General features: G+C 68.7%; 23 protein-coding genes. 14 read left to right on the forward strand and 9 right to left on the reverse strand.

The genetic code is table 11. The features are described from left to right. Nucleotides 1-5: 5 nt before the first annotated feature. Nucleotides 6-332: a YbaB/EbfC family nucleoid-associated protein gene (locus BUE42_RS11990; RefSeq protein ID WP_073465330.1), complete on the forward strand. Its 327-nt coding sequence runs from the start codon at nt 6-8 to the stop codon at nt 330-332. A gap of 3 nt (nt 333-335) precedes the next feature. Beyond that, the gene (recR, locus tag BUE42_RS11995) at nt 336-923 is read left to right on the forward strand and encodes a recombination mediator RecR (protein ID WP_073465331.1); all 588 of its coding nucleotides are present in this window, start codon (nt 336-338) and stop codon (nt 921-923) included. A 16-nt stretch (nt 924-939) separates the two neighbouring features. On the opposite strand, the gene BUE42_RS12000 is transcribed toward recR, so the two are convergent. Next, nucleotides 940-2,511, reverse strand: coding sequence for a transglycosylase SLT domain-containing protein (locus tag BUE42_RS12000; RefSeq protein WP_083614085.1), 1,572 nt, complete (start codon nt 2,509-2,511; stop codon nt 940-942). Beyond that, the gene (gene gloB / locus BUE42_RS12005; protein WP_073465332.1) at nt 2,511-3,281 is read right to left on the reverse strand and encodes a hydroxyacylglutathione hydrolase; all 771 of its coding nucleotides are present in this window, start codon (nt 3,279-3,281) and stop codon (nt 2,511-2,513) included. Before gloB ends, BUE42_RS12000 begins: the two co-directional genes overlap by 1 nt. Here gloB and BUE42_RS12010 point away from each other — a divergent pair. Together BUE42_RS12010 and rnhA are read left to right on the forward strand one after the other, a co-directional pair. Continuing rightward, nucleotides 3,280-4,176: a class I SAM-dependent methyltransferase gene (locus BUE42_RS12010; protein WP_073465333.1), complete on the forward strand. Its 897-nt coding sequence runs from the start codon at nt 3,280-3,282 to the stop codon at nt 4,174-4,176. The two genes, gloB and BUE42_RS12010, sit on opposite strands and share 2 nt — an antisense overlap. After that, complete coding sequence (rnhA, locus tag BUE42_RS12015; RefSeq protein ID WP_073465334.1) at nt 4,173-4,643, forward strand: ribonuclease HI; 471 nt, start codon at nt 4,173-4,175, stop codon at nt 4,641-4,643. Before BUE42_RS12010 ends, rnhA begins: the two co-directional genes overlap by 4 nt. 1 nt (nt 4,644) lies before the next feature. On the opposite strand, the gene glp (BUE42_RS12020) is transcribed toward rnhA, so the two are convergent. The 4 genes from glp (BUE42_RS12020) to BUE42_RS31580 are packed head-to-tail and all read right to left on the reverse strand — an operon-like array spanning nt 4,645 to nt 8,438. After that, nucleotides 4,645-5,937 carry a molybdopterin molybdotransferase MoeA gene (gene glp / locus BUE42_RS12020; protein ID WP_200798953.1) on the reverse strand — a complete coding sequence of 431 codons (1,293 nt, stop codon included), beginning with the start codon at nt 5,935-5,937 and terminating at the stop codon, nt 4,645-4,647. After that, a complete protein-coding gene (locus BUE42_RS12025) occupies nt 5,934-6,497 on the reverse strand; it encodes a GNAT family N-acetyltransferase (RefSeq protein ID WP_073465336.1) in 564 nt (187 codons plus the stop codon). Before BUE42_RS12025 ends, glp (BUE42_RS12020) begins: the two co-directional genes overlap by 4 nt. After that, nucleotides 6,494-7,615 (reverse strand): GTP 3',8-cyclase MoaA, encoded by a 1,122-nt coding sequence (gene moaA / locus BUE42_RS12030; protein WP_073465337.1) that lies wholly within the window; start codon nt 7,613-7,615, stop codon nt 6,494-6,496. Before moaA ends, BUE42_RS12025 begins: the two co-directional genes overlap by 4 nt. 55 nt (nt 7,616-7,670) lie before the next feature. Then, nucleotides 7,671-8,438, reverse strand: a complete 768-nt coding sequence (locus BUE42_RS31580; protein ID WP_083614092.1) for a C40 family peptidase — start codon at nt 8,436-8,438, stop codon at nt 7,671-7,673. 129 nt (nt 8,439-8,567) lie between these two features. Between BUE42_RS31580 and BUE42_RS12040 the strand changes: the two genes are divergently transcribed. Further along, the gene (locus BUE42_RS12040) at nt 8,568-10,466 is read left to right on the forward strand and encodes a propionate--CoA ligase (RefSeq protein WP_073465338.1); all 1,899 of its coding nucleotides are present in this window, start codon (nt 8,568-8,570) and stop codon (nt 10,464-10,466) included. Here the strand turns inward: BUE42_RS12040 and BUE42_RS12045 are convergent. The 3 genes from BUE42_RS12045 to BUE42_RS12055 all read right to left on the reverse strand — a co-directional run bounded on the left by BUE42_RS12045 (nt 10,463) and on the right by BUE42_RS12055 (nt 13,253). Beyond that, on the reverse strand, nt 10,463-12,145 hold the full coding sequence (locus tag BUE42_RS12045) for a PhoH family protein (protein ID WP_073465339.1): 1,683 nt from the start codon (nt 12,143-12,145) through the stop codon (nt 10,463-10,465). The genes BUE42_RS12040 and BUE42_RS12045 overlap by 4 nt on opposite strands. 181 nt (nt 12,146-12,326) lie before the next feature. Beyond that, nucleotides 12,327-12,800 carry a peroxiredoxin gene (locus tag BUE42_RS12050; protein WP_073465340.1) on the reverse strand — a complete coding sequence of 158 codons (474 nt, stop codon included), beginning with the start codon at nt 12,798-12,800 and terminating at the stop codon, nt 12,327-12,329. Nucleotides 12,801-12,878: 78 nt separating this feature from the next. Further along, nucleotides 12,879-13,253, reverse strand: coding sequence for an Mth938-like domain-containing protein (locus tag BUE42_RS12055; RefSeq protein WP_073465341.1), 375 nt, complete (start codon nt 13,251-13,253; stop codon nt 12,879-12,881). Between the two features lie 121 nt (nt 13,254-13,374). Here BUE42_RS12055 and BUE42_RS12060 point away from each other — a divergent pair, with 121 nt between their 5' ends. The 9 genes from BUE42_RS12060 (at nt 13,375) to crcB (ending at nt 20,954) form a co-directional block, all read left to right on the forward strand. Next, the gene (locus tag BUE42_RS12060; RefSeq protein ID WP_143171452.1) at nt 13,375-13,920 is read left to right on the forward strand and encodes a hypothetical protein; all 546 of its coding nucleotides are present in this window, start codon (nt 13,375-13,377) and stop codon (nt 13,918-13,920) included. A 99-nt stretch (nt 13,921-14,019) separates the two neighbouring features. Further along, nucleotides 14,020-15,246 carry a pyridoxal phosphate-dependent aminotransferase gene (locus BUE42_RS12065; protein ID WP_073465403.1) on the forward strand — a complete coding sequence of 409 codons (1,227 nt, stop codon included), beginning with the start codon at nt 14,020-14,022 and terminating at the stop codon, nt 15,244-15,246. Nucleotides 15,247-15,314: 68 nt separating this feature from the next. Continuing rightward, complete coding sequence (locus BUE42_RS12070) at nt 15,315-16,640, forward strand: homoserine dehydrogenase (protein WP_073465343.1); 1,326 nt, start codon at nt 15,315-15,317, stop codon at nt 16,638-16,640. Then, nucleotides 16,637-18,043: a threonine synthase gene (gene thrC / locus BUE42_RS12075; protein ID WP_073465344.1), complete on the forward strand. Its 1,407-nt coding sequence runs from the start codon at nt 16,637-16,639 to the stop codon at nt 18,041-18,043. Before BUE42_RS12070 ends, thrC begins: the two co-directional genes overlap by 4 nt. A gap of 7 nt (nt 18,044-18,050) precedes the next feature. After that, on the forward strand, nt 18,051-18,581 hold the full coding sequence (gene mobB / locus BUE42_RS12080) for a molybdopterin-guanine dinucleotide biosynthesis protein B (protein ID WP_073465345.1): 531 nt from the start codon (nt 18,051-18,053) through the stop codon (nt 18,579-18,581). Then, a complete protein-coding gene (gene glp / locus BUE42_RS12085) occupies nt 18,553-19,824 on the forward strand; it encodes a molybdopterin molybdotransferase MoeA (RefSeq protein WP_073465346.1) in 1,272 nt (423 codons plus the stop codon). The genes mobB and glp (BUE42_RS12085) overlap by 29 nt, the downstream gene beginning before the upstream one ends. Then, a complete protein-coding gene (locus tag BUE42_RS12090) occupies nt 19,821-20,072 on the forward strand; it encodes a MoaD/ThiS family protein (protein ID WP_073465347.1) in 252 nt (83 codons plus the stop codon). The genes glp (BUE42_RS12085) and BUE42_RS12090 overlap by 4 nt, the downstream gene beginning before the upstream one ends. 1 nt (nt 20,073) lies before the next feature. Then, nucleotides 20,074-20,556 (forward strand): molybdopterin synthase catalytic subunit MoaE, encoded by a 483-nt coding sequence (moaE, locus tag BUE42_RS12095; protein ID WP_073465348.1) that lies wholly within the window; start codon nt 20,074-20,076, stop codon nt 20,554-20,556. Beyond that, the gene (gene crcB, locus BUE42_RS12100; RefSeq protein ID WP_073465349.1) at nt 20,553-20,954 is read left to right on the forward strand and encodes a fluoride efflux transporter CrcB; all 402 of its coding nucleotides are present in this window, start codon (nt 20,553-20,555) and stop codon (nt 20,952-20,954) included. Before moaE ends, crcB begins: the two co-directional genes overlap by 4 nt. Nucleotides 20,955-20,985: the final 31 nt, after the last annotated feature.

Below are 20,985 nucleotides of genomic sequence, written 5' to 3' on the forward strand. Positions count from 1 at the left end.
ACACCATGATGAAGAACCAACTCGCCGGCCTGATGAAGCAGGCCCAGGCGATGCAGGACAACCTGAAGAAGGCGCAGGAAGAACTCGCCCACATCGAGGTCGAAGGCCAGTCCGGCGCCGGCCTCGTGAAGGTCACGATGACCTGCAAGCACGACGTGAAGCGCGTCGTGATCGACCCGAGCCTGCTGGCCGACGACAAGGACATGCTCGAAGACCTGGTCGCTGCCGCCTTCAACGACGGCATCCGCCGCGCCGAAGAGGTGTCGGCCGAGAAGATGGGCAAGCTGACCGCCGGCATGCCGCTGCCCCCGGGCATGAAGTTCCCGTTCTGATCCGTGGCCGAGCCTGCACTGGATGGATTGATCGAAGCGCTGCGCCGCCTGCCCGGCGTCGGGCAGAAGTCCGCGCAGCGCATGGCCTTCCACCTGCTGCAGCATGACCGCGATGGCGCGGCGCGCATCGCCGCGTCGCTGCAGAAGGCGATGGCCGACGTGCGCCACTGCGAACGCTGCCACACCTTCACCGAAGGCGCGATCTGCAGCACCTGCGCCGATGAGCGGCGCGATGCGCGGCTGCTGTGCGTCGTCGAGACGCCGGCCGACCAGGCGGCGCTCGAGCGCACCGGCAGCTACAAGGGGCTGTACTTCGTGCTGATGGGGCGATTGAGCCCGCTCGATGGTGTCGGTGCGCGCGACATCGGCCTCGCGCAGCTGATCGAGCGCGCCACCGACGGCTCGGTCAAGGAAGTGATCGTCGCGACCAACTTCACCGCCGAAGGCGAAGCCACCGCGCACGTGATCGGCGAGACGCTCAAATCACGCGGCTTGCGCGTCACGCGCCTGGCGCGCGGCGTGCCGATCGGCAGCGAACTCGAATACGTCGACCTGGGCACGATCGCCCATGCGTTGAGCGATCGGCGCTAGGAACGGGGCAGGGGTCTCAGCGCTTCGCGACCCGCGTGGTCCGCTTGGCGGCCGGCCGATGCGCCTTCGACGCCGTGCGCACCGGCTTGCGCGCCGTCGCCTTGCTCGCGACGAACACGTACACCGTCTGCCCCGGCTTGAAGTTCGCGCCGACCGTGGTCTTGTTCCACAGCGCCACCTGCGCCGCGCTCACGCGGTAGCGCTGCGCGACCGTGGCCACGCTCTCGCGCTTGCCGGCCTTCAGCGCCATGCGGCGCAGCGCCGGCGATTCGGACACCAGCGACATCATCGCGTTGTCCGCCAGGTGCTCCGACACATCGGTCTGGCGGCTCTCGGCACGCGGCACCAGCAGCGTCGACCCGGCCCGCACCAGCATGCGCGGCGGGATGTTGTTGACCTCGCGCAACTGCTCCTCGGTCATCCCCACCTGCTTGGCCGCATCGGCCGGGCGCAGCGTGCGCGGTGCGACCCAGGCCGTCCAGGTGGCCAGCGGGCCGCGGTGCTCGCCGATGCTGCGCACGAACTGGGCCGCGTTGTCGTAGGGCAGCAGCAGCTGCGGCGTGCCGGCCGCCAGGATCACCGGCCGGTTCATCTGCGGGTTCAGCGTCTGGAACTCGTCGTGCGACACGCCGGCCAGCCGCACCGCGAGCGCGACGTCGATGTCGCGCTCGATCGGCACGCTGAGGAAGTACGGGTGGTTGTCGAGCGACGGCAGCGCCAGCAGGTAGGTCTCCGGGTGCAGCACGATGTTCTTCACCGCCTGCAGCTTCGGCACGTAGTACGCCGTCTCGTTCGGCATCTTCAGGCTGAGGTAGTCGGTCGGCTTGCCGGCGCGCCGGTTGCGCGCGATGGCGCGCTGCACGTTGCCTTCGCCCCAGTTGTAGGCGGCGAGCGCCAGGTGCCAGTCGCCGAACATGTCGTGCAGCCGGGCCAGGTAGTCGAGCGCGGCGCGCGTCGAGTCGAGCACCGAACGGCGGTCGTCGCGGAACACGTTCTGCTTCAGCGAGAAGGTGCTGCCGGTCGCCGGCATGAACTGCCACATGCCCGAGGCCTTGGCCGACGACACCGCCTGCGGGTTGAACGCGCTCTCGACGAAGGGCAGCAGCGCCAGCTCGGTCGGCATGCCGCGGCGCTCGACCTCCTCGACGATGTGGAACAGGTAGCGGCTGCCGCGCTCGGTCATGCGCTGCACGTAGTCGGGCCGCGAGGCATACCAGCGCTCGGCGGTGCGCACCTGGTCGGTGTCGAGGTCGGGCATCGCGTAGCCGTGACGCAAGCGCGCCCACAGGTCGATGGTCGCGGTGGGCGCGTCCAGGTCGACCTTCTCTTCAGGGCGCAGCGGGTCGATCGGCGGTGCGACGGCCGGGCCTTCGGCGACGGTGCTGCCGTCCACCCCCGAGGCGGCCGACGCCGGGGCGCTGGCCGCGGCCGACACCTCGGGTGCGGAGGCGGCGGAGGCTGCGCCTTCGACGCCACCCCCGGTGGTGGTGGTCGTGGCACACGCGGCCAGCAGCGCCAGCACGGCGAACAGGCCCAGGCCGCAGCCTCGTCGCAGGATCAGGGGCGGCGTCAAGCTCAGGTCGGTCATCAGAAGTTGTTTTTCCAGTGGCGCAGCGCAGCCAGCACGTCGACTTCGTCGTCGGGCCGGGCGCCGCGGGTGGCGGCGGCAGCAGCCACCTCGGGTTGCGCACAGCGCATGAAGGGATTGATGCGGCGCTCTTGCGCGATCGAGCTCGGCAGCGTCGCGCGGCCGTCGGCGCGCAGCGCTTCGCAGCGGGCGGTGTAGTCGAGCAGGTCGCGGTTGTGTGGCTCGACGGCGCGGGCGAACTTCAGGTTCGACAGCGTGTACTCGTGCGCGCAGCACACCCGCGTGTCGCCGGGCAGCGCGGCCAGGCGCGACAGCGAGTGGTGCATCTGCGCCGGCGTGCCTTCGAAGAGCCGGCCGCAGCCGCCGGAGAACAGGGTGTCGCCGCAGAAGAGGATCGGTGCATCGCCGTCGCTCGCCGCGCAGAAATAGGCGATGTGGCCGGCGGTGTGCCCCGGCACGTCGATCACCTCGAAGCGCTGGCCGAGCCAGTCGACGGCATCGCCGTCGTTCAGCGGTGTGAAGGGGGTCGGGATCTTCTCGCGCGCCGGTCCGTACACCGGGCCTTGCAGGCGGGGCCGCAGCGCATCGACGCCGCCGACATGGTCGCCATGGTGATGGGTCACTAGAATCGCCGACAGCCTCAGGCCCTGTGCGTCCAGCGCTTGCTCCACCGGTGCCGATTCACCCGGATCGACGACGAGAGCCTGCCGGCCATCGTGAAGCATCCAGATGTAGTTATCGGCGAAGGCTGGCAGGGCAAGCAGTTTCATGACACAAGTCGGCGGGATTATAGGTTTGGCCCAGTGGCTGGAGACCCCCCCGGGGCGCTACCTGCTGGCCTGGGAACAGGCCCAACTGGATCGAAACGTGGCCGATGTGTTCGGATTTCACGCTTTGCAGCTCGGCATGACCGAGCTCGAGGGCCTGCGTGCCAACCGCATGCCCCACCGTTGGGTGGCCCTCGACGCCAACGGTGTGGAGGCGCCAGGGCCGGTGGTGGAGGGCGATGCGGCCGCAGAAGTTCCCGCCGATGTGGCTGCGGATGTTTCCATCGCTGTCTCCGGCGATGTGCCAGGCGGCCGCGTGGCGGTGGTGCTGCGCTGCGATTTCGATGCGCTGCCCTTCGATTCGCAGAGCCTCGACCTGGTCGTGCTGCCGCACACGCTGGAGCTTGCGCGCGACCCGCACCTGGCCCTCGGCGAGGTCGAGCGCGTGCTGCGGCCCGAAGGGCGCGTCGTGATCCTCGGCTTCAACCCGACCAGCCTGTGGGGCCTGCGCCAGCGGCTCGGCCGCTTGCTGCGCTACATCGGCTTTTCGCGCCAGAAGCCGCTTTTCCTGCCGAGCGACGGCGAGTTCCTCGGCTATTGGCGGCTGCGCGACTGGCTGCGGCTGCTCAGCTTCGAGGTGCAGGGCGGGCGCTTCGGCTGTTATCGTCCGCCCCTCAAGACCGATGCGTGGCTGGCGCGCTATGCCTGGACCGAACGCATCGGCGAACGCTGGTGGCCGGTGCTGGGCAGCGTGTACCTGCTGGTGGCGGTGAAGCGCGTGCGCGGCATGCGGCTGGTCGGCCTGATCCGCCAGCAGCGCACCGCCGGCCAGCGCGCGGCCACAGTGGCCAGCCATCGCGCCCACCAGCGTGCAGATTCTTCTTCCGAGACCCCATGACCGAAGCACTTCCCGAACCGCCGCAGATCAAGCGTCCGCAGGTCCTCATCTACACCGACGGCGCCTGCAAGGGCAACCCCGGCAAGGGCGGCTGGGGCGCATGGCTGCGCACCGGCGAGCACGAGAAGGAGATGTTCGGCGGCGAGCGCCTGACCACCAACAACCGCATGGAACTCACCGCGGTGATCGAGGCGCTCGCGTCGTTGAAGCGCACCTGCGACGTGATCCTCTACACCGACAGCGAGTACGTGCGCAAAGGCATCACCGAGTGGATCCACGGCTGGAAAACGCGCGGCTGGAAGACGGCCGACAAGAAGCCGGTGAAGAACGCCGAGCTGTGGCAGCGGCTCGACGGGCTGCGCAACCTGCACCACGTCGACTGGCGCTGGGTGAAGGGGCACGCGGGGGATCCGGGGAACGAGCGGGCGGACCAGTTGGCGAACAAGGGCGTCGAGAGCGTTCGCTAGGTCAAACCAAACCGTCGAACGGCAGGATCTCGACCACGCTGCCGGCAGCCACATCGCCCTGCGCATGTGGCAACACCACCAGCCCGTTCGCCTCGCTCATGCTGCGCAACACGCCCGATCCCTGCGCGCCGGTGATCGCGACCTGCCACGCTCCATCGGCCGCGCGCGACACGATCCCGCGCTGGTACTCGGTGCGCCCCGGCCGCTTGCGGATCAGCGTCGTGCAGCGCGCCTGCAGCATCGGCAGCGGCCACACCGTGGCACCCGACATCGCGAGCAGCGCATCGCGCACGAAGGCGTAGAAACCGACCATCACCGCGACCGGGTTGCCCGGCAGCCCGAACAGCACCGCCTCGCGGCCGTTGCTCGCGATGCGGCCCACCGCCATCGGCCGCCCCGGCCGCATCGCGATGCGCCAGAACAGCACCTCGCCGAGCCGCGCCATCACCGCACGCGTGTGATCGGCCTCGCCGACGCTGACGCCGCCCGAGGTGATCACCACGTCGGCGTTCTCGACCGCATGCCGCAGCGCGGCTTCGAGCGCGGCGGGCTCGTCGCGCACGACGCCCAGGTCGAGCACCTCGACGCCGAGCCGCCGCAGCATGCCCCACAGCGTGTAGCGGTTGCTGTCGTAGACGCAGCCTTCGTCGAGCGTCTCGCCGACCGAGCGCAGCTCGTTGCCGGTGGAGAAGAAGGCCACGCGCGGGCGGCGCCACACCGGCAGTTCGCCGCGGCCGAGCGAGGCGATGAGACCGAGATCGGCCGGCCGCAGCGCGCGGCCGGCATGCAGCGCGATGCTGCCGCGCGCCAGGTCTTCACCGGCCAGCCGCCGGTTCGCCCCTGGTTTCACGGCGTCGGCAGGCACGGTGATGCGGTCGCCGTCGACGGTCACGAATTCTTGCGGCACGACGGTGTCGAGCCCGGCCGGCATCACCGCGCCGGTCATGATGCGCACGCACTGGCCCGCGGCGATCGCCTGCCCGATCACCTGGCCTGCGAGTTCGGTCGCGGCCACCGTGAGCGTGACGGCTCCAACGGCGCGCAGCTCGCTGCCGCGGAACGCATAGCCGTCCATCGCCGCGTTGTCCTGCGGCGGCACCGGGATCGTCGAGACGATGTCCTGCGCCAGCACGCGGCCCAGGCTCGCGCGCAGCGACAGGTGCTCGACCGCCTGCACGCGCGGCAGCATGCGCGCGATGAAGGCGCGCGCCACGTCCACCGGCAGGTCGTCGGCGTCGTAGCCGTGCAGCCCGAGGGCCAGGTCGTTCAATGCGGGCATGGGAGCGGGTGTCAGCAGGGAACCGACAGGGTCAGCGACATCAGGTCCTTGTCATGGTAGACGCCGTCGAGCTTGATCGCGTGCTTCAGCGTGCCGTAACGAACGAAGCCCGCGCCCTCGTAGAGCCGCACCGCGCGCCGGTTGGTCGACGTGACCGACAGCGTCAGCAGCTCGATGCCGTCTGCCGCTTGCGCCTGCTCGATGCAGGCGGCCAGCAAGGCCCGCCCGATGCCGCGGCCCGCCGCCTGCGCCTGCACCATCATCCCGACGATGTGGCCGATGTGGCGGACCTTGGCGCGGTTCTCGCGCTCGCAGGTGAGGGCGCCCAGCAGCTCGCCGTCGTCCCAGGCGCCGAGCGTGAACTGGCCGCCGCCGACGTGGCCCAGCCCGAGCCGGGGCAGGTAGACCTCGGCCGGCTTGCGCGATTCGGTGTGCGCGTCGGAGGTGAAGGCGTCGGGGAAGGCGTGCAGCATGCCGTCGCGCAAGGCCTTGTAGGCCGGCAGGTCGGCCACGCCCAGCGCGCGGATCACGAGCAGGTCGGGGGCGGCGCGGCGCGCGGAGTCGGCCGCGTTCATCCGCCGATGTAATGCATCTCGACGCGGCGCCCGGCCGGTGCGGACGACGGCTGCGCACCGGCCTCGCTGCGCAGTTCGGAATAGCGGTCGGCGCGGCGGTTCCAGACGCCGCCGATCGCTGCCGAGATCTCGGCATCGCTGCGGCCTTCGCGCAGCAGCGCGCGCAGGTCGTGGCCGCGGTTCGCGAACAGGCAGAGGTAGAGCTTGCCTTCGGTGGAAAGGCGCGCGCGGTTGCAGTCGTGGCAGAAGGCCTGCGTGACGCTCGAGATCACGCCGATCTCGCCGCCGCCGTCGGCATAGCGCCAGCGCTGCGCGGTCTCGCCCAGCTGCTGCGCACCGATCGGCAGCAGCGGGAACTCGGCGCCCAGGCGCGCGATGACCTCGGCCGACGGCAGCACCTCGTCCATGCGCCAGCCGTTGGTGGCGCCGACATCCATGTACTCGATGAAGCGCAGCACCACGCCGGTGTGGCGGAAGTGCCGCGCCATCGCGACGATCTGGTCGTCGTTGGTGCCGCGCTTGACCACCATGTTGACCTTGATCGGGCCGAGCCCCACGCGCTGTGCCGCGTCGATGCCGGCCAGCACGTCGGCGACCGGGAAGTCGGCGTCGTTCATGCGGCGGAACACCGCGTCGTCGAGCGCGTCGAGGCTCACGGTGATGCGCTGCAGGCCGGCATCCTTCAGCGCCTGCGCCTTGCGCGCGAGCACCGAGCCGTTGGTGGTCAGCGTGAGGTCGAGCGGCGCGCCGTCAACGGTGCGCAGCGTGGCCAGCATCCCGACCAGGCGCTCCAGGTTCTTGCGCAGCAGCGGCTCGCCGCCGGTCAGGCGGATCTTGTGCACGCCGTGCGCGACGAACACGTCGGCCAGGCGCGCGATCTCCTCGAAGCTCAGCAGCGAGCTGTGCGGCAGGAAGTCGTAGTGCTTGTCGAAGACTTCCTTCGGCATGCAGTAGCTGCAGCGGAAGTTGCAGCGGTCGGTCACCGAGATGCGCAGGTCGCGCAGCGGCCGGCCGAGCGTGTCGGCCAGCAGGCCGGTGGGGGCCGTCGAATGCTGGGGCACCACCGGCACGCTGGAGGCGTAGCGGTGGTCTGCCAGCGGGATCACTTTGTCGACCATGGGCGGATTGTGCCCGGCCGGTATTTGTCGGATGGGCGTGGGGCGATTCGGCCGCTCAGGCCTTGACGGCGTGGGCGGACTTCAAGGCCGGCTTGCGGCGTGTCTTGTGGCTGGCCTTGCGCGTCGCCGGTGGGCTGCTCGGCTTCAGCACCTCGGGCAGCGGCTCGGCGGCTGCGGTCGCCTCGAGCGCCGGCGCATCATCGGCCTGCTCGGCACGGCGCGCGCCGGTGAAGCGCTTGGCCCAGTAGGAGAAGCGCATGTCCTCGACCCGCACTTCGCCGCCCGGCTTGGGCGCATGGATGAACTTGCCTTCGCCGATGTAGATGCCGACGTGCGAGAAGGTGCGGCGCAGCGTGTTGAAGAACACCAGGTCGCCGGGCTTCAGGTCGTCGCGCTTGACGGCGAGCAGGCCCTTGGCGCGCGCCTGCTCGTCGGCACGGCGCGGCAGCACCAGGCCCAGGCTGCTCTCGAAGATGTGGCGGGTGAAGCCGCTGCAGTCGAAGCCGGAATCGGCATCGTTGCCGCCGCGCCGGTAAGGCACGCCGAGGAAGTTCATCGCGGTCAGCACCATGTCGGACGCCTTCTGGCGGACGTGCTGGGTGAAGCTCTCGGGGGCGACTGCGGCCGGCATTGCAGCAGGGGAAGATGCCGGCTCGGCAGGCGGTACCGCGGCCGGGGTGGCGGCCGCGCCGCCCGGTGCAATCAGGCCCTTGTCGCTCAGCAGGTTGATGATCTGGTCGGTGTCGGCCCAGGCGCTGCCGCACGCGAAGGCCAACGCCACCACGGAGCTGCGCACGAAAAGAGGGACGACCAACCGAAACATGCCGCGCAGCATAAAAGAGTCACCGGCCACCGTCAACGGCAAAAGTCCTTTGAAAACCGGCACTTAGCACGTTCTTTTCAGGCTTTTCCTGGGTTGTTGCGGGGGTGTTTCTGTGGTGTAACAGAGGGTATGGACTCCTACCGCGACTTTCATGCGCGCTCGCTGGCCGACCGCGACGGCTTCTGGTCAGAACAGGCGGCGCTGATCGAGTGGGAGCGCCCGTTCGACCAGGTCTGCGACCCCAGCCACCCGCCGTTCGCGCGCTGGTTCGTCGGCGGGCGGACCAACCTGTGCCACAACGCGGTCGACCGGCACCTGGCTGTGCGCGCCGACCAGGACGCGCTGATCCACGTTTCCAGCGAGACCGGCGACGAGCGCCGCTACAGCTTCCGCGAGCTGCATGCCGAGGTGCAGCGCATGGCGGCCATCCTGCTGGCGCTGGGTGTGAAGCAGGGCGACCGCGTGCTGGTCTACCTGCCGATGATTCCGGAGGCGGCGTTCGCGATGCTCGCCTGTGCCCGCATCGGCGCGATCCATTCGGTGGTGTTCGGTGGTTTTGCGAGTGCGAGCCTGGCCAGCCGGATCGACGATGCGCAGCCGGTGCTGATCGTCAGCGCCGATGCCGGCAGCCGCGGCGGCAAGGTCGTCGCCTACAAGCCGCTGCTCGACGAGGCGATGCGGCTGGCCGATCACCCCACGCCGCGCACGCTGATGATCGACCGCGGGCTCGCGCCGATGCAACTCGATGCGCAGCGCGATGCGTCGTACGAGACGCTGCGAGCGGCGCACTTCGATGCGGTCGTGCCCTGCACCTGGGTCGAGTCCACGCAGCCGAGCTACACGCTCTATACCAGCGGCACCACCGGCCGGCCGAAGGGCGTGCAGCGCGACACCGGCGGGTACGCGGTGGCACTGGCCGCGAGCATGAAGCACATCTTCCAGGGGCGGGCTGGCGAGACCTTCTTCTGCACCAGCGACATCGGCTGGGTGGTCGGCCACAGCTACATCGTCTACGGGCCGCTGATCGCCGGGATGGCGACGCTGATGTACGAGGGGCTGCCGATCCGTCCCCATGCGGCGGTGTGGTGGAGCCTGGTCGAGAAGTACCGCGTCAGCGTGATGTTCAGTTCGCCGACCGCGGTGCGGGTGCTGAAGAAGCACGACGTCGCGCTGCTGAAGCGGCACGACCTGTCGAGCCTGCGCGCGCTGTTCCTGGCCGGCGAGCCGCTGGACGAGCCGACCGCGCGCTGGATCGCCGAGGGCATCGGCAAGCCGGTGATCGACAACTACTGGCAGACGGAGACCGGCTGGCCGATCCTGACGATCGCGAATGGCGTCGAGCCGGCAGCAGGCAAGTTCGGCAGCCCGGGCGTTGCGATGTACGGCTACGACGTGAAGCTGGTCGACGAGCTGAGCGGCGAGGAACTGACGAAGCCGAACCAGAAAGGCGTGCTGGTCATCGAGGGGCCGCTGCCGCCCGGCTGCATGCAGACGGTGTGGCGCGACGATGCGCGCTTCGTCGACACCTACTGGAAGACGATTCCCGGGCGCATGGTCTACAGCACCTTCGACTGGGGCGTGCGCGACGAGGACGGCTACTACTTCATCCTCGGGCGCACCGACGACGTGATCAACGTGGCCGGCCACCGGCTGGGTACGCGCGAGATCGAGGAGAGCATCAGCAGCCACCCGGCGGTGGCCGAGGTGGCGGTGGTGGGCGTGGCCGACGCGCTGAAGGGCCAGGCCGCGATGGCCTTCGTCGTGCTGCGCGATGCCAGCCTGGTGGGCGACGAGGGCGCGCGGCTGCGGCTGGAGGGGGAGGTGATGAAGACGGTCGAGCAAGGGCTCGGCGCGATCGCGCGGCCTTCGCGCGTGCACTTCGTCAATGCACTGCCGAAGACGCGCTCCGGCAAGCTGCTGCGCCGCGCGATCCAGGCCGTGTGCGAGCACCGCGACCCGGGCGATCTCACCACCATCGAGGATCCGACCGCGTTGCAGCAGATCCGCGATCGGGTGTCCGCCGGCTAGAGCACCTCGGAAGCGAAGTCCGCGAGGCGCGAACGCTCGCCACGCGCCAGCGTGACATGCCCCGAATGCGGCCAGCCCTTGAACCGGTCGACCGCGAAGGTCAGCCCCGAACTGCCCTCGGTCAGGTACGGCGTGTCGATCTGCGCCAGGTTGCCCAGGCACACGATCTTCGTGCCGGGCCCGGCGCGCGTGATCAGTGTCTTCATCTGCTTGGGCGTCAGGTTCTGCGCCTCGTCGATGATCACGAACTTGTTCAGGAAGGTGCGCCCGCGCATGAAGTTCAGGCTCTTGATCTTGATCTTGCTGCGCACCAGGTCGTTGGTGGCCGCACGGCCCCATTCGCCGGCGGCACCATCGGTCTTGGACAGCACCTCGAGGTTGTCGTCGAGCGCGCCCATCCACGGCGACATCTTTTCTTCCTCGGTGCCCGGCAGGAAGCCGATGTCTTCACCGACCGGCACCGTCACGCGGGTCACGATGATCTCGGTGTAGCGCCGATCGTCCATCACCTGCGACAGCCCGGCCGCCAGCGTCATCAGCGTCTTGCCGGTGCCGGCGGTGCCGGTCAGCGTGATGAAGTCGCAGTCCGGATCCATCAGCAGGTTCAGCGCGAAGTTCTGTTCGCGGTTGCGCGCGGTGACGCCCCACACCGCGTTCTTCTGGTGGGTGTACTCGCGCAGCGTGCGCAGCACCGCGGTCTTGCCGGTGATCTCGGTGACCTTGGCGTACAGCGGCGCCGCACCCGGGGCTTCGAGGTAGACGAACTGGTTGACGAGCAGCGCCGGCACCATCGGCCCGCTGATGCGGTAGTAGGTGAGGCCGCCCTGGTTCCAGCTCTCCATGGTCTTGCCATGGCGATCCCAGAAATCAGCCGGCAGCGCGAGCACGCCGGTGTAGAGCAGGTCGCCGTCGTCCAGCGTCTTGTCGTTGGTGTAGTCCTCGGCGGCCAAGCCCAGCGCACGCGCCTTGATGCGCATGTTGATGTCCTTCGACACCAGCACCACCTCGCGGCCTTGCTGCTGGTCGCGCAGCGCCTGCACGACGCCCAGGATCTGGTTGTCGGCCTTGCCCTGCGGCAGCCCTTGCGGCAGCGTCACGTTGACCAGCGTGGTCTGGAAGAACAGCTTGCCGCCGGCCTCGCGGTGGCCGGTGGTCGCCAGCGGCAGGCCGTCGGCCATGTCGCGCCCGGGCTGGTCGGACAGGCCGCCGGCCAGCGCGTCGAGGTCGCGGCTCACCTGGCGCGCATTGCGGGCGACTTCGGACATGCCTTTCTTGTGATCGTCGAGTTCCTCGAGCGTGATCATCGGCAGGTAGACGTCGTGTTCCTCGAAGCGGAACAGGCAGGTCGGGTCGTGCATCAGCACGTTGGTATCGAGCACGAACAGCTTCGCTGGCCCGCTGCCGCGCGGCTTGCGCAGCTTCGGCTCGGGGGCAGGGCGGCGTGCCGCCGTGGTGGCCGGGCCCGCGGCCGCAGGGGCCGTCACCGGGGCGATGGCCTTGGCCGTGACCACCGGTGCGGCTTCGCGCGGCGCGTCGAACAGGTCGAGCACCGCCGGCGAGGCGGGTTCCTCGCTGCGTTTGTTCTGCGTGCGTTTGCCGGGCTTGGGAGCGGCCTGGGATTCGAAATCGGCGGGGGTCAGGAGGGCGGCGCGTTTGGCAGGCGGCTTGGGCAGTGGCATGGGTGTGTGTCAGGTAGGAACAAAAAAGCCGCGCGGTTGCCCGAGCGGCTTGATGATGACTGGCTGTCTGAATTCACAACTCACAGGCATGGCCCATTATGCACATCCACGATGACACCTCAACAAAACTCCCGCCATCGTGGATTTGGTGATTCGAGCGCCGTGATCCGTGTGGGCCGGATCAGCCCTTCTTCAGGCCCTTGACGGCCTTCAGCACTTCGTCGACGTGGCCGGCGACCTTGAGGCCGCGCCATTCGACCCGCAGCACGCCTTCACCGTCGATCAGGAAGGTGCTGCGCTCGATGCCCTTGACCTTCTTGCCGTACATGATCTTGTTCTTGACGACGCCGAACATGTGGCAGAGCTTTTCTTCGGTGTCGGCGATCAGCTCGAACGGCAGCTCGAGGTTCTGCTTGAACTTGTCGTGCGAACTCATGTTGTCGCGCGAGACGCCAAAAACCACCGCGCCGGCCTTGACGAAATCCTTGTGCCGATCGCGAAACTGCATGGCCTCGGTGGTACAACCGGGCGTGTTGTCCTTCGGGTAGAAGTAAAGAACGACGATCTGCCCCGCGAAGGCGGCGGGCGTGAACTTCACGCCCCCGGTTGCGAGCGCTTCAAATTCCGGGAGGGGTTTGTTGAGGGCTGGCGTCATGAAGAATTCTGGGGAGTTGCGCCGCGGGAGGCGTAGCCGTTGATTATAAGGCCATGGCCATTGCGCCCCGGCACCCCCTCAGCCCCCCAACAGCAGGCCGACCACCGCACGGCGTCCTTCGGACACCAGCACGTTGTAGGTCCGGCAGGCCGCCGCAGTGTCCATCGTCTCGATGCCGATGCGCTTGTCGATCAACGGGCGCAGCAGCGCGGGTGACGGGAACCGGATGCGATCTCCGCTGCCGAAGATCACCAGTTCGGGGGACAGCGCCGCGATCGCGGCGAAGTGCTCGGCCGTGAGGTCCTCGAAGCGCTCGACATTCCACGCCACCACCTCGCCCTGCCAGGGCACGACGATGCTGCTGCGATGCACGACGCCGTTGATCGAGACGGCCCCGGGGATCAGGCCGGAGACGGCGTTGACGCCTTCGATGCGATCGGGTTGGAGTTTCATCCGGAAATTCTCTTCTATCTGGCCCACTTTTGAAGATGGCGTTATCTGGAAATTGGATGGCACGACTGCGACCCGAGCGTTACGAAGTGGACGCTCAGGGACACATCCAAAACGCGAGCGCATGGCAACGACACAAGCAGAACGGGCATTGAGGGAGATGGGGGCGGCGTGCCGTCGCTTCAACAGGTTGATCGGCGATTTGCATGCGCGCATCGACGATGATCGAACTCGGGCTGGAAACGACTTCAAGCGGCACGCCAGCATCCGCTTGCCGACCGGGGCGGCGGGCGCCGACTTCCCGAGCGTGCTGGCGGGACTGCTGGACCTGTCGGGCGTCACCTGGCCGGGGCAGGTCACGCGAGCCCTGGGCACGCTGTGGACTGGCCTGGTCTGTGCTGCCCGAGTCCGCTACCTGCTTGCCTGGGAGAAGCCGGAAGACACGCCGCGGCCGGGCGGCGCGGGTTCGCTGGCGGCGAAGCGCTTGCGGAAATCGATGAGCAGCCTGTCCGGCATCAGCCTCGACGACAAGCCGATGACGCCGCGCGAGAGGCCCATCAAGCAAAAGCTCGAAGCATGGACGCCCCGCAAGCCACCCGAGTCGCACGAGTCCTCTTCGTCGACATCGCGCGGATCCCCGGCGTCTTCTTCCGACGACAACCCGTCTTGACCGACCGCTGCGATGCCTGTGCGAAAATTTCCCTCCCGCCACCGTGGCGTGCCGAGCACCGCATCGCATGGCACCCGCGACCCCGACCCGGAGCCCCCGTTGAAACCCATCGCCAAGTCCAGCAAGCTCGCCAGCGTCTGCTACGACATCCGCGGGCCCGTGCTCGAGAAGGCCCGGCAGATGGAGGAAGAGGGCCAGAAGATCATCAAGCTGAACATCGGCAACCTCGCGGTGTTCGGCCTGGAGCCGCCGGACGAGATCGTGCAGGACATGATCCGCAACCTGCCGCATTCGGCCGGCTACACCGATTCGAAGGGGTTGTTCGCCCCGCGCAAGGCGGTCGTGCACTACTCGCAGGAGAAGAACATCGCCGGCGTCACCGTCGACGACGTCTACCTCGGCAACGGCGCTTCCGAGCTGATCGCGATGAGCATGAACGCGCTGCTCAACGATGGCGACGAGGTGCTGGTGCCGGCGCCCGACTACCCGCTGTGGACCGCCTCGGTGGCCCTCTCGGGCGGCACCGCGGTGCACTACGTCTGCGACGAGCAGAGCGACTGGTTCCCCGACATCGCCGACATCAAGGCCAAGATCACGCCGAACACCAAGGCGATCGTCGTGATCAACCCGAACAACCCGACCGGCGCGTTGTACTCCGACAGCCTGCTGCTCGAGATCGTCGAGCTCGCACGCCAGCACGAGCTGATCATCTTCGCCGACGAGATCTACGACAAGACGCTGTACGACGGCAACACCCACACCAGCATCGCGTCGCTCGCGACCGACGTGCTGTTCGTCACCTTCAACGGCCTCAGCAAGAACTACCGCTCCTGCGGCTACCGCGCCGGCTGGATGGTCGTCTCGGGCGAGAAGCGCCATGCGCGCGACTACATCGAGGGGCTGAACATGCTCGCGTCGATGCGCCTGTGCTCCAACACGCCCGGCCAGCTCGCGATCCAGACTGCCCTCGGCGGCTACCAGAGCATCAAGGACCTGGTCGCCCCGGGCGGGCGGCTGTGCCGCCAGCGCGACCTCGCACACCAGCTGCTGACGCAGATCCCCGGCGTCAGCTGCGTGAAGCCGAAGGCCGCGCTGTACATGTTCCCGCGCCTGGACTCCAAGCTGTACCCGATCGCCGACGACCAGCAGTTCGCCTACGACCTGCTCGCCGACGAGAAGGTGCTGATCGTGCAGGGCACCGGCTTCAACTGGCTGCAGCCCGATCACTTCCGGCTGGTCTTCCTGCCGAACTCCGACGATCTCTCCGACGCGATCGGCCGCATCGCGCGCTTCCTCGACCACTACCGCAAGCGTCACTCGCACTGATCTTTTTTTCGCACCGCTCTCTTTTCGCACCGATTCTTCAACCAGCCCTCGCAGGGCGCTCTCCCACCATGAAGCCAATCCAAGTCGGTCTGCTCGGCCTCGGTACCGTCGGCAGCGGCACGTTCAACGTGCTGCAGCGCAATCAGGAGGAAATTCGGCGTCGCGCCGGCCGCAGCATTCAGATCACGATGGTGGCGGCGCGCAATGTCGAACGCGCGAAGGGAATCGTCGGCGATGCGGCGAAGGTGGTGGCCGATGCGCGCGAGGTGATCGCGAACCCGGCGATCGACATCGTCGTCGAGCTGATCGGCGGCTACGACATCGCCCGCACGCTGGTGATGGAAGCCATCGCGGCCGGCAAGCACGTGGTCACCGCCAACAAGGCGCTGCTCGCGGTGCACGGCACCGAGATCTTCGCGGCCGCGCATGCCAAGGGCGTGATGGTGGCCTTCGAGGCCGCGGTGGCCGGCGGCATCCCGATCATCAAGCAGCTGCGCGAGGGCCTGTCGGCCAACCGCATCGAGTGGATCGCCGGCATCATCAACGGCACCACCAACTTCATCCTGTCGGAGATGCGGGCCAAGGGCCTCGATTTCGACGCGGTGCTGAAGGAGGCGCAGCGCCTGGGCTATGCCGAGGCCGACCCGACCTTCGACATCGAGGGCGTCGATGCCGCGCACAAGCTGACCATCATGAGCGCGATCGCGTTCGGAACGCCGGTGCAGTTCGAGCGCGCCCACATCGAGGGCATCACGAAACTGCAGGCCGCCGACATCACCTATGCCGAGCAGCTCGGCTACCGCATCAAGCTGCTGGGCATCACGAAGCGGCGCGACGACCTCGGCCGCAACGCCGGCATCGAGCTGCGCGTGCACCCGACGCTGGTGCCCACCAAGCGGCTGATCGCCAACGTCGAGGGCGCGATGAACGCCGTCGTCGTGCACGGCGATGCGGTCGGCACGACGCTGTCGTACGGCAAGGGCGCCGGCTCCGAGCCGACCGCGTCGGCCGTGGTCGCCGACCTCGTCGACATCACGCGGCTGCACACCGCCGACCCCGACCACCGCGTGCCGCACCTGGCCTTCCAGCCGAACCAGCTCACCGACACGCCGATCCTGGGCATGGAACAGGTCGTTACGTCGTTCTACCTGCGCCTGCAGGTGGCTGACCAGGCCGGCGTGCTGGCGCGCATCACCGGCATCCTGGCCGAGCACGAGATCTCGATCGACGCGCTGCTGCAACGGGAGTCGGCTGAAGGCGAAGCCCACACCGACGTCATCATCCTGACCCACGACACCGTCGAGGGCGAGATGAACAAGGCGCTGGCGCAGATGCAGGCGCTGCCGACCGTGCTGGCGCCGATCGTGCGCATCCGCAAGGAAGAGCTGTCGTGAAATACATCAGCACCCGAGGTGACCGCACCGAACGCGGCTTCTCCGACATCCTGCTCGAAGGCCTCGCGCCCGATGGCGGGCTCTACCTGCCCACGCACTACCCGCAGGTCGACGCCGCGACGCTCGCGCGCTGGCGCGAGCTGCCGTACCACGCGCTGGCGTTCGAGATCCTGTCGCTCTACATCGACGACATCCCGGCCGCCGACCTGCGCCGCCTGACCGCGAAGACCTACACGCAGGCGGTGTTCAACAGCACCGAGATCGCACCGATCACCGCGCTGCGTCCCGGCCTGTACCTGCAGGGCCTGTCGAATGGCCCGACGCTCGCGTTCAAGGACATGGCGATGCAGCTGCTCGGCAACCTGTTCGAGTACGAACTGGGCCGCCGCGGCGAGACGCTGAACATCCTCGGTGCGACCTCGGGCGACACCGGCAGCGCGGCCGAGCACGCGATGCGCGGCAAGCAGGGCATCAACGTCTTCATGCTGAGCCCGCACGGCCGCATGAGCCCGTTCCAGCAGGCGCAGATGTTCAGCCTGCAAGACGCCAACATCCACAACATCGCGATCGAAGGCGTGTTCGACGACTGCCAGGACATCGTCAAGGCGGTCTCCAACGACCTGGCCTTCAAGCGCGCGAACCGCATCGGCACCGTCAACTCGATCAACTGGGCGCGGCTGCTGGCGCAGGTGGTGTACTACTTCGCCGGCTGGCTGCAGGCGACGCGCGACGGCGCGAAAGAGGTCAGCTTCGCGGTGCCGTCGGGCAACTTCGGCAACATCTGCGCCGGCCATGTCGCGCGCAGCATGGGCCTGCCGATCAAGCAGCTGGTGCTGGCGACGAATGAGAACCGCGTGCTCGACGAGTTCTTCCGCAGCGGCACCTACCGGGTGCGCGCCGGCAGCGAGACCTTCGAGACCTCGAGCCCGTCGATGGACATCTCGAAGGCCTCGAACTTCGAGCGCTTCGTGTTCGACCTGCTCGGCCGCGACGGCGAGCGCACGCGCGCGCTGTTCAAGACCGAGATCGAGCTGCACGGCCGCTTCTCGATCACGCCGGACGAATTCGCGCGCATCACCGGCTACGGCTTCGTGTCGGGGCACAGTACGCATGCCGACCGGCTCGCGACGATCCGCCTCGCGTACGAACGCTTCGGCGCGATGATCGACACCCACACCGCCGACGGGCTGAAGGTCGCGCTCGAGCACCTCGACCCGGCGGTGCCGATGATCGTGCTCGAGACCGCGCTGCCGGCCAAGTTCGCCGAGACCATCATCGAAGCGCTGAACCGGCAACCGGCCAGGCCGCACCTGCTGCAGGGCATCGAAGACCTGCCGAAGCGCTTCACGGTGATGCCGGTCGATGCCGAGGCGGTCAAGCGCTACATCACCGAACACGTGTGAGGCCCGCGTGAAAGTCATCGGCTTCAGCGGCTACTCGGGCTCCGGCAAGACCACGCTGGTCGAGCAGCTGATCCCGCTGCTGCGCGCGGCCGGCCACCGGGTGTCGGTGGTCAAGCATGCGCACCACGATTTCGACATCGACCAGCCGGGCAAGGATTCGTACCGCCACCGCCAGGCCGGCGCGTTCGAGATCGTGATCGCGTCGGACCGGCGGCTGGCCAAGATCCGCGAGTACGAGCAACTGGCCGAGCCGACGGTGCACCAGCTGATCGCTGAACTGGTCGACTGCGACTGGGTGCTGGTCGAGGGCTTCAAGCACGCCGACCTGCCGAAGATCGAGGTCTGGCGCGCGGCCACCGGCAAGCAGGCGAACTACCCGACCGATCCGTTCATCGTCGCGATCGCGACCGACAGTGCCGACCAGTTGCCCGAGCCCACGTCGCGCCCGCTGCTCGACCTGAATGACCCTGCGGCAGCGGCCGCCTTCCTGCTGGCCGATGCTTCGCGCTATGACTACCAGCCTCCCGCCATCCCCTGACCGCTCGCCATCGGCGGTCCGGTCGCCGTTGCTGTCGCTCGACGACGCGCTGGCACGCCTGCTGGCCGCGGTGCAGCCGCTGCCGGCCGACCAGGCCGAGACGCTGTCGACCTTCGACGCCCTCGGCCGCGTGCTGGCCGCCGACGTGCACTCGCGGCTCGACGTGCCGCCGCTCGACAACACCGCGATGGACGGCTATGCGCTGCGCAGCGCCGACGTGCCGACCGCCGGCACCTTGCTGCCGGTGAGCCAGCGCATCCCGGCCGGCAGCGTGCCGAGCGAGCTGCAGCCCGGCACCGCGGCGCGCATCTTCACCGGCGCGCCGATCCCGCCCGGCGCCGATGCGGTCGTGATGCAGGAGCAGTGCGAGGCACTCGACGGCCAGGTGCGGATCAACGAGGTGCCGGGGGCAGGGCAGTGGGTGCGCCGCCGCGGCGAGGATGTGCAAGAAGGCAGCACCGTGCTGACCCACGGCCAGCGGCTGACCCCGCAGGCGCTCGGCATGGCCGCGTCGGTCGGCGCAGCCACGCTGTCGGTGATGCGCCGGCCGCGCGTTGCGCTGTTCTCCACCGGCGACGAGCTGGTGATGCCGGGCGAGCCGCTGCGCCCTGGCGCGATCTACAACTCCAACCGCTACACGCTGCGGGCGCTGATCCAGGCATTGGGCGGCGAGGTGACCGACCTCGGCATCGTGCCCGACCGGCTCGACGCGACGCGCGATGCGCTGATGCGAGCCGCGCAAGGGCACGACCTGATCGTCACCAGCGGCGGCGTGTCGGTCGGCGAAGAAGACCACCTGCGCCCTGCCGTGCAGGCCGAAGGGCGGCTCGACCTGTGGCAGATCGCGCTGAAGCCGGGCAAGCCGCTGGCGTTCGGCAGCGTGCGGCGCGGCGACTTCACCGAGGCCTGGTTCATGGGGCTGCCGGGCAACCCGGTGTCGAGCTTCATCACCTTTTTGCTGGCGGTGCGCCCGGTGCTGCTGCGGCTGCAGGGCGCCGCGGCCGAGATGCCCGACGGGCTGCCGATGCGGGCCGATTTCGCGTGGCCGAAGCCGGACAAGCGGCGCGAGTTCCTGCGGGTGCGCCGCACGCCGGAAGGCGGGCTGGCGCTGTTCCCGAACCAGGGCTCGGGCGTGCTCAGCTCGGCGGTGTGGGGCGACGGTCTTGTCGACAACCCGCCCGGCCAGGCCATCGCCGTGGGCGACACGGTGCGCTACATCCCGTTCTCGGAGCTGCTCGCATGAAGCTGCGTGTCCGCTATTTCGCGTCGCTGCGCGAAGCGCTCGGCGGCGGCGAGACGCTGGAGCTGCCGGCCGGTGCCGACGTGGCTGCGGCGCGCGATGCGCTGATCGCCCGCGACGAGCGCCACGCCGCGGCGCTGGCGCGAACGCGAGCCTTGCGCTGCGCGCTCGACCAGGCGCTGTGCGACGAAGCCGCGCCCTTGCACGACGACGCCGAGCTCGCCTTCTTCCCGCCCGTCACCGGAGGCTGACATGAGCCGCACGCGTGTGTCGATCCAGACCGACGACTTCGACCTCGGCGCCGAGGTGGCTGGCCTGCGTGCGGGCGACGGCGGCGTCGGCGCGGTGGTCGCATTCGTCGGCACGGTGCGCGATCGCAGCGAGGGCGCCGACGTCAGCCGCATGGAGCTGGAGCACTACCCGGGCATGACCGAGAAGGCGATCGACGCGATGATCGACGCGGCGGCGGCCCGCTTCGACATCCGCGCCGCGCGCGTGATCCACCGCGTCGGCGTGCTCGATGCGCAGGACCAGATCGTGCTGGTGGCCGTCACGTCGGCGCACCGCGGGTCCGCCTTCGAAGCCTGCGAGTTCCTGATGGACTACCTGAAGACGCAAGCCCCGTTCTGGAAGAAGGAGCACACGCCGCAAGGCGCGCGCTGGGTCGACGCCCGCAGCCACGACGATGCCGCGCTGCAGCGCTGGGGCATCACGAGCGGGAACCTCGCACCATGACGGCGGGCGCGGGTGTGGGCATCACCTGGTTGCAGGTGCTGGCGGTCGCGACCGGCGCCGTCTTCGGCGCGCTGCTGCGCTGGTGGGCCGGGCTGTGGCTGAACGCGCAATGGGCGGGCTTCCCGCTCGGCACGCTGCTGGTCAACTGCGCCGGCGGGCTGCTGATCGGCATCGCGCTGTACTGGTTCCAGCGCAGCCCGAACGAGCTGCTGCGGCTGCTGGCAGTGACCGGCTTCCTCGGCGGGCTGACGACCTTCTCGTCGTTCTCCGGCGAATCGCTGGCGCTGATCCAGCGCAACGAGTGGACGCTGGCCGTCGGTCACACTCTGGCCCACGTGCTGGGGTCGCTGGCCTGTGCCGGTGTCGGATACAAGCTTGCGAGGGTTGTTCTGGCTTAGCTTGAAATCCGGGACGATCCCCTCAAATCCG

It is taken from the genome of Rhizobacter sp. OV335 (assembly GCF_900142965.1).
Taxonomy (GTDB): Bacteria; Pseudomonadota; Gammaproteobacteria; order Burkholderiales; family Burkholderiaceae_C; genus Rhizobacter.

Coding starts and splice junctions, on each gene's coding strand:
- BUE42_RS11990 (WP_073465330.1), top strand. CDS start 6: ATGATGAAGAACCAACTCGCCGGCCTGATGAAGCAGGCCCAGGCGATG.
- BUE42_RS12000 (WP_083614085.1), bottom strand. CDS start 2,511: ATGACCGACCTGAGCTTGACGCCGCCCCTGATCCTGCGACGAGGCTGC.
- BUE42_RS12010 (WP_073465333.1), top strand. CDS start 3,280: ATGACACAAGTCGGCGGGATTATAGGTTTGGCCCAGTGGCTGGAGACC.
- gloB (WP_073465332.1), bottom strand. CDS start 3,281: ATGAAACTGCTTGCCCTGCCAGCCTTCGCCGATAACTACATCTGGATG.
- rnhA (WP_073465334.1), top strand. CDS start 4,173: ATGACCGAAGCACTTCCCGAACCGCCGCAGATCAAGCGTCCGCAGGTC.
- BUE42_RS12025 (WP_073465336.1), bottom strand. CDS start 6,497: ATGAACGCGGCCGACTCCGCGCGCCGCGCCGCCCCCGACCTGCTCGTG.
- moaA (WP_073465337.1), bottom strand. CDS start 7,615: ATGGTCGACAAAGTGATCCCGCTGGCAGACCACCGCTACGCCTCCAGC.
- BUE42_RS31580 (WP_083614092.1), bottom strand. CDS start 8,438: ATGTTTCGGTTGGTCGTCCCTCTTTTCGTGCGCAGCTCCGTGGTGGCG.
- BUE42_RS12040 (WP_073465338.1), top strand. CDS start 8,568: ATGGACTCCTACCGCGACTTTCATGCGCGCTCGCTGGCCGACCGCGAC.
- BUE42_RS12045 (WP_073465339.1), bottom strand. CDS start 12,145: ATGCCACTGCCCAAGCCGCCTGCCAAACGCGCCGCCCTCCTGACCCCC.
- BUE42_RS12050 (WP_073465340.1), bottom strand. CDS start 12,800: ATGACGCCAGCCCTCAACAAACCCCTCCCGGAATTTGAAGCGCTCGCA.
- BUE42_RS12055 (WP_073465341.1), bottom strand. CDS start 13,253: ATGAAACTCCAACCCGATCGCATCGAAGGCGTCAACGCCGTCTCCGGC.
- BUE42_RS12060 (WP_143171452.1), top strand. CDS start 13,375: ATGGCAACGACACAAGCAGAACGGGCATTGAGGGAGATGGGGGCGGCG.
- BUE42_RS12070 (WP_073465343.1), top strand. CDS start 15,315: ATGAAGCCAATCCAAGTCGGTCTGCTCGGCCTCGGTACCGTCGGCAGC.
- glp (WP_073465346.1), top strand. CDS start 18,553: ATGACTACCAGCCTCCCGCCATCCCCTGACCGCTCGCCATCGGCGGTC.
- BUE42_RS12090 (WP_073465347.1), top strand. CDS start 19,821: ATGAAGCTGCGTGTCCGCTATTTCGCGTCGCTGCGCGAAGCGCTCGGC.
- moaE (WP_073465348.1), top strand. CDS start 20,074: ATGAGCCGCACGCGTGTGTCGATCCAGACCGACGACTTCGACCTCGGC.
- crcB (WP_073465349.1), top strand. CDS start 20,553: ATGACGGCGGGCGCGGGTGTGGGCATCACCTGGTTGCAGGTGCTGGCG.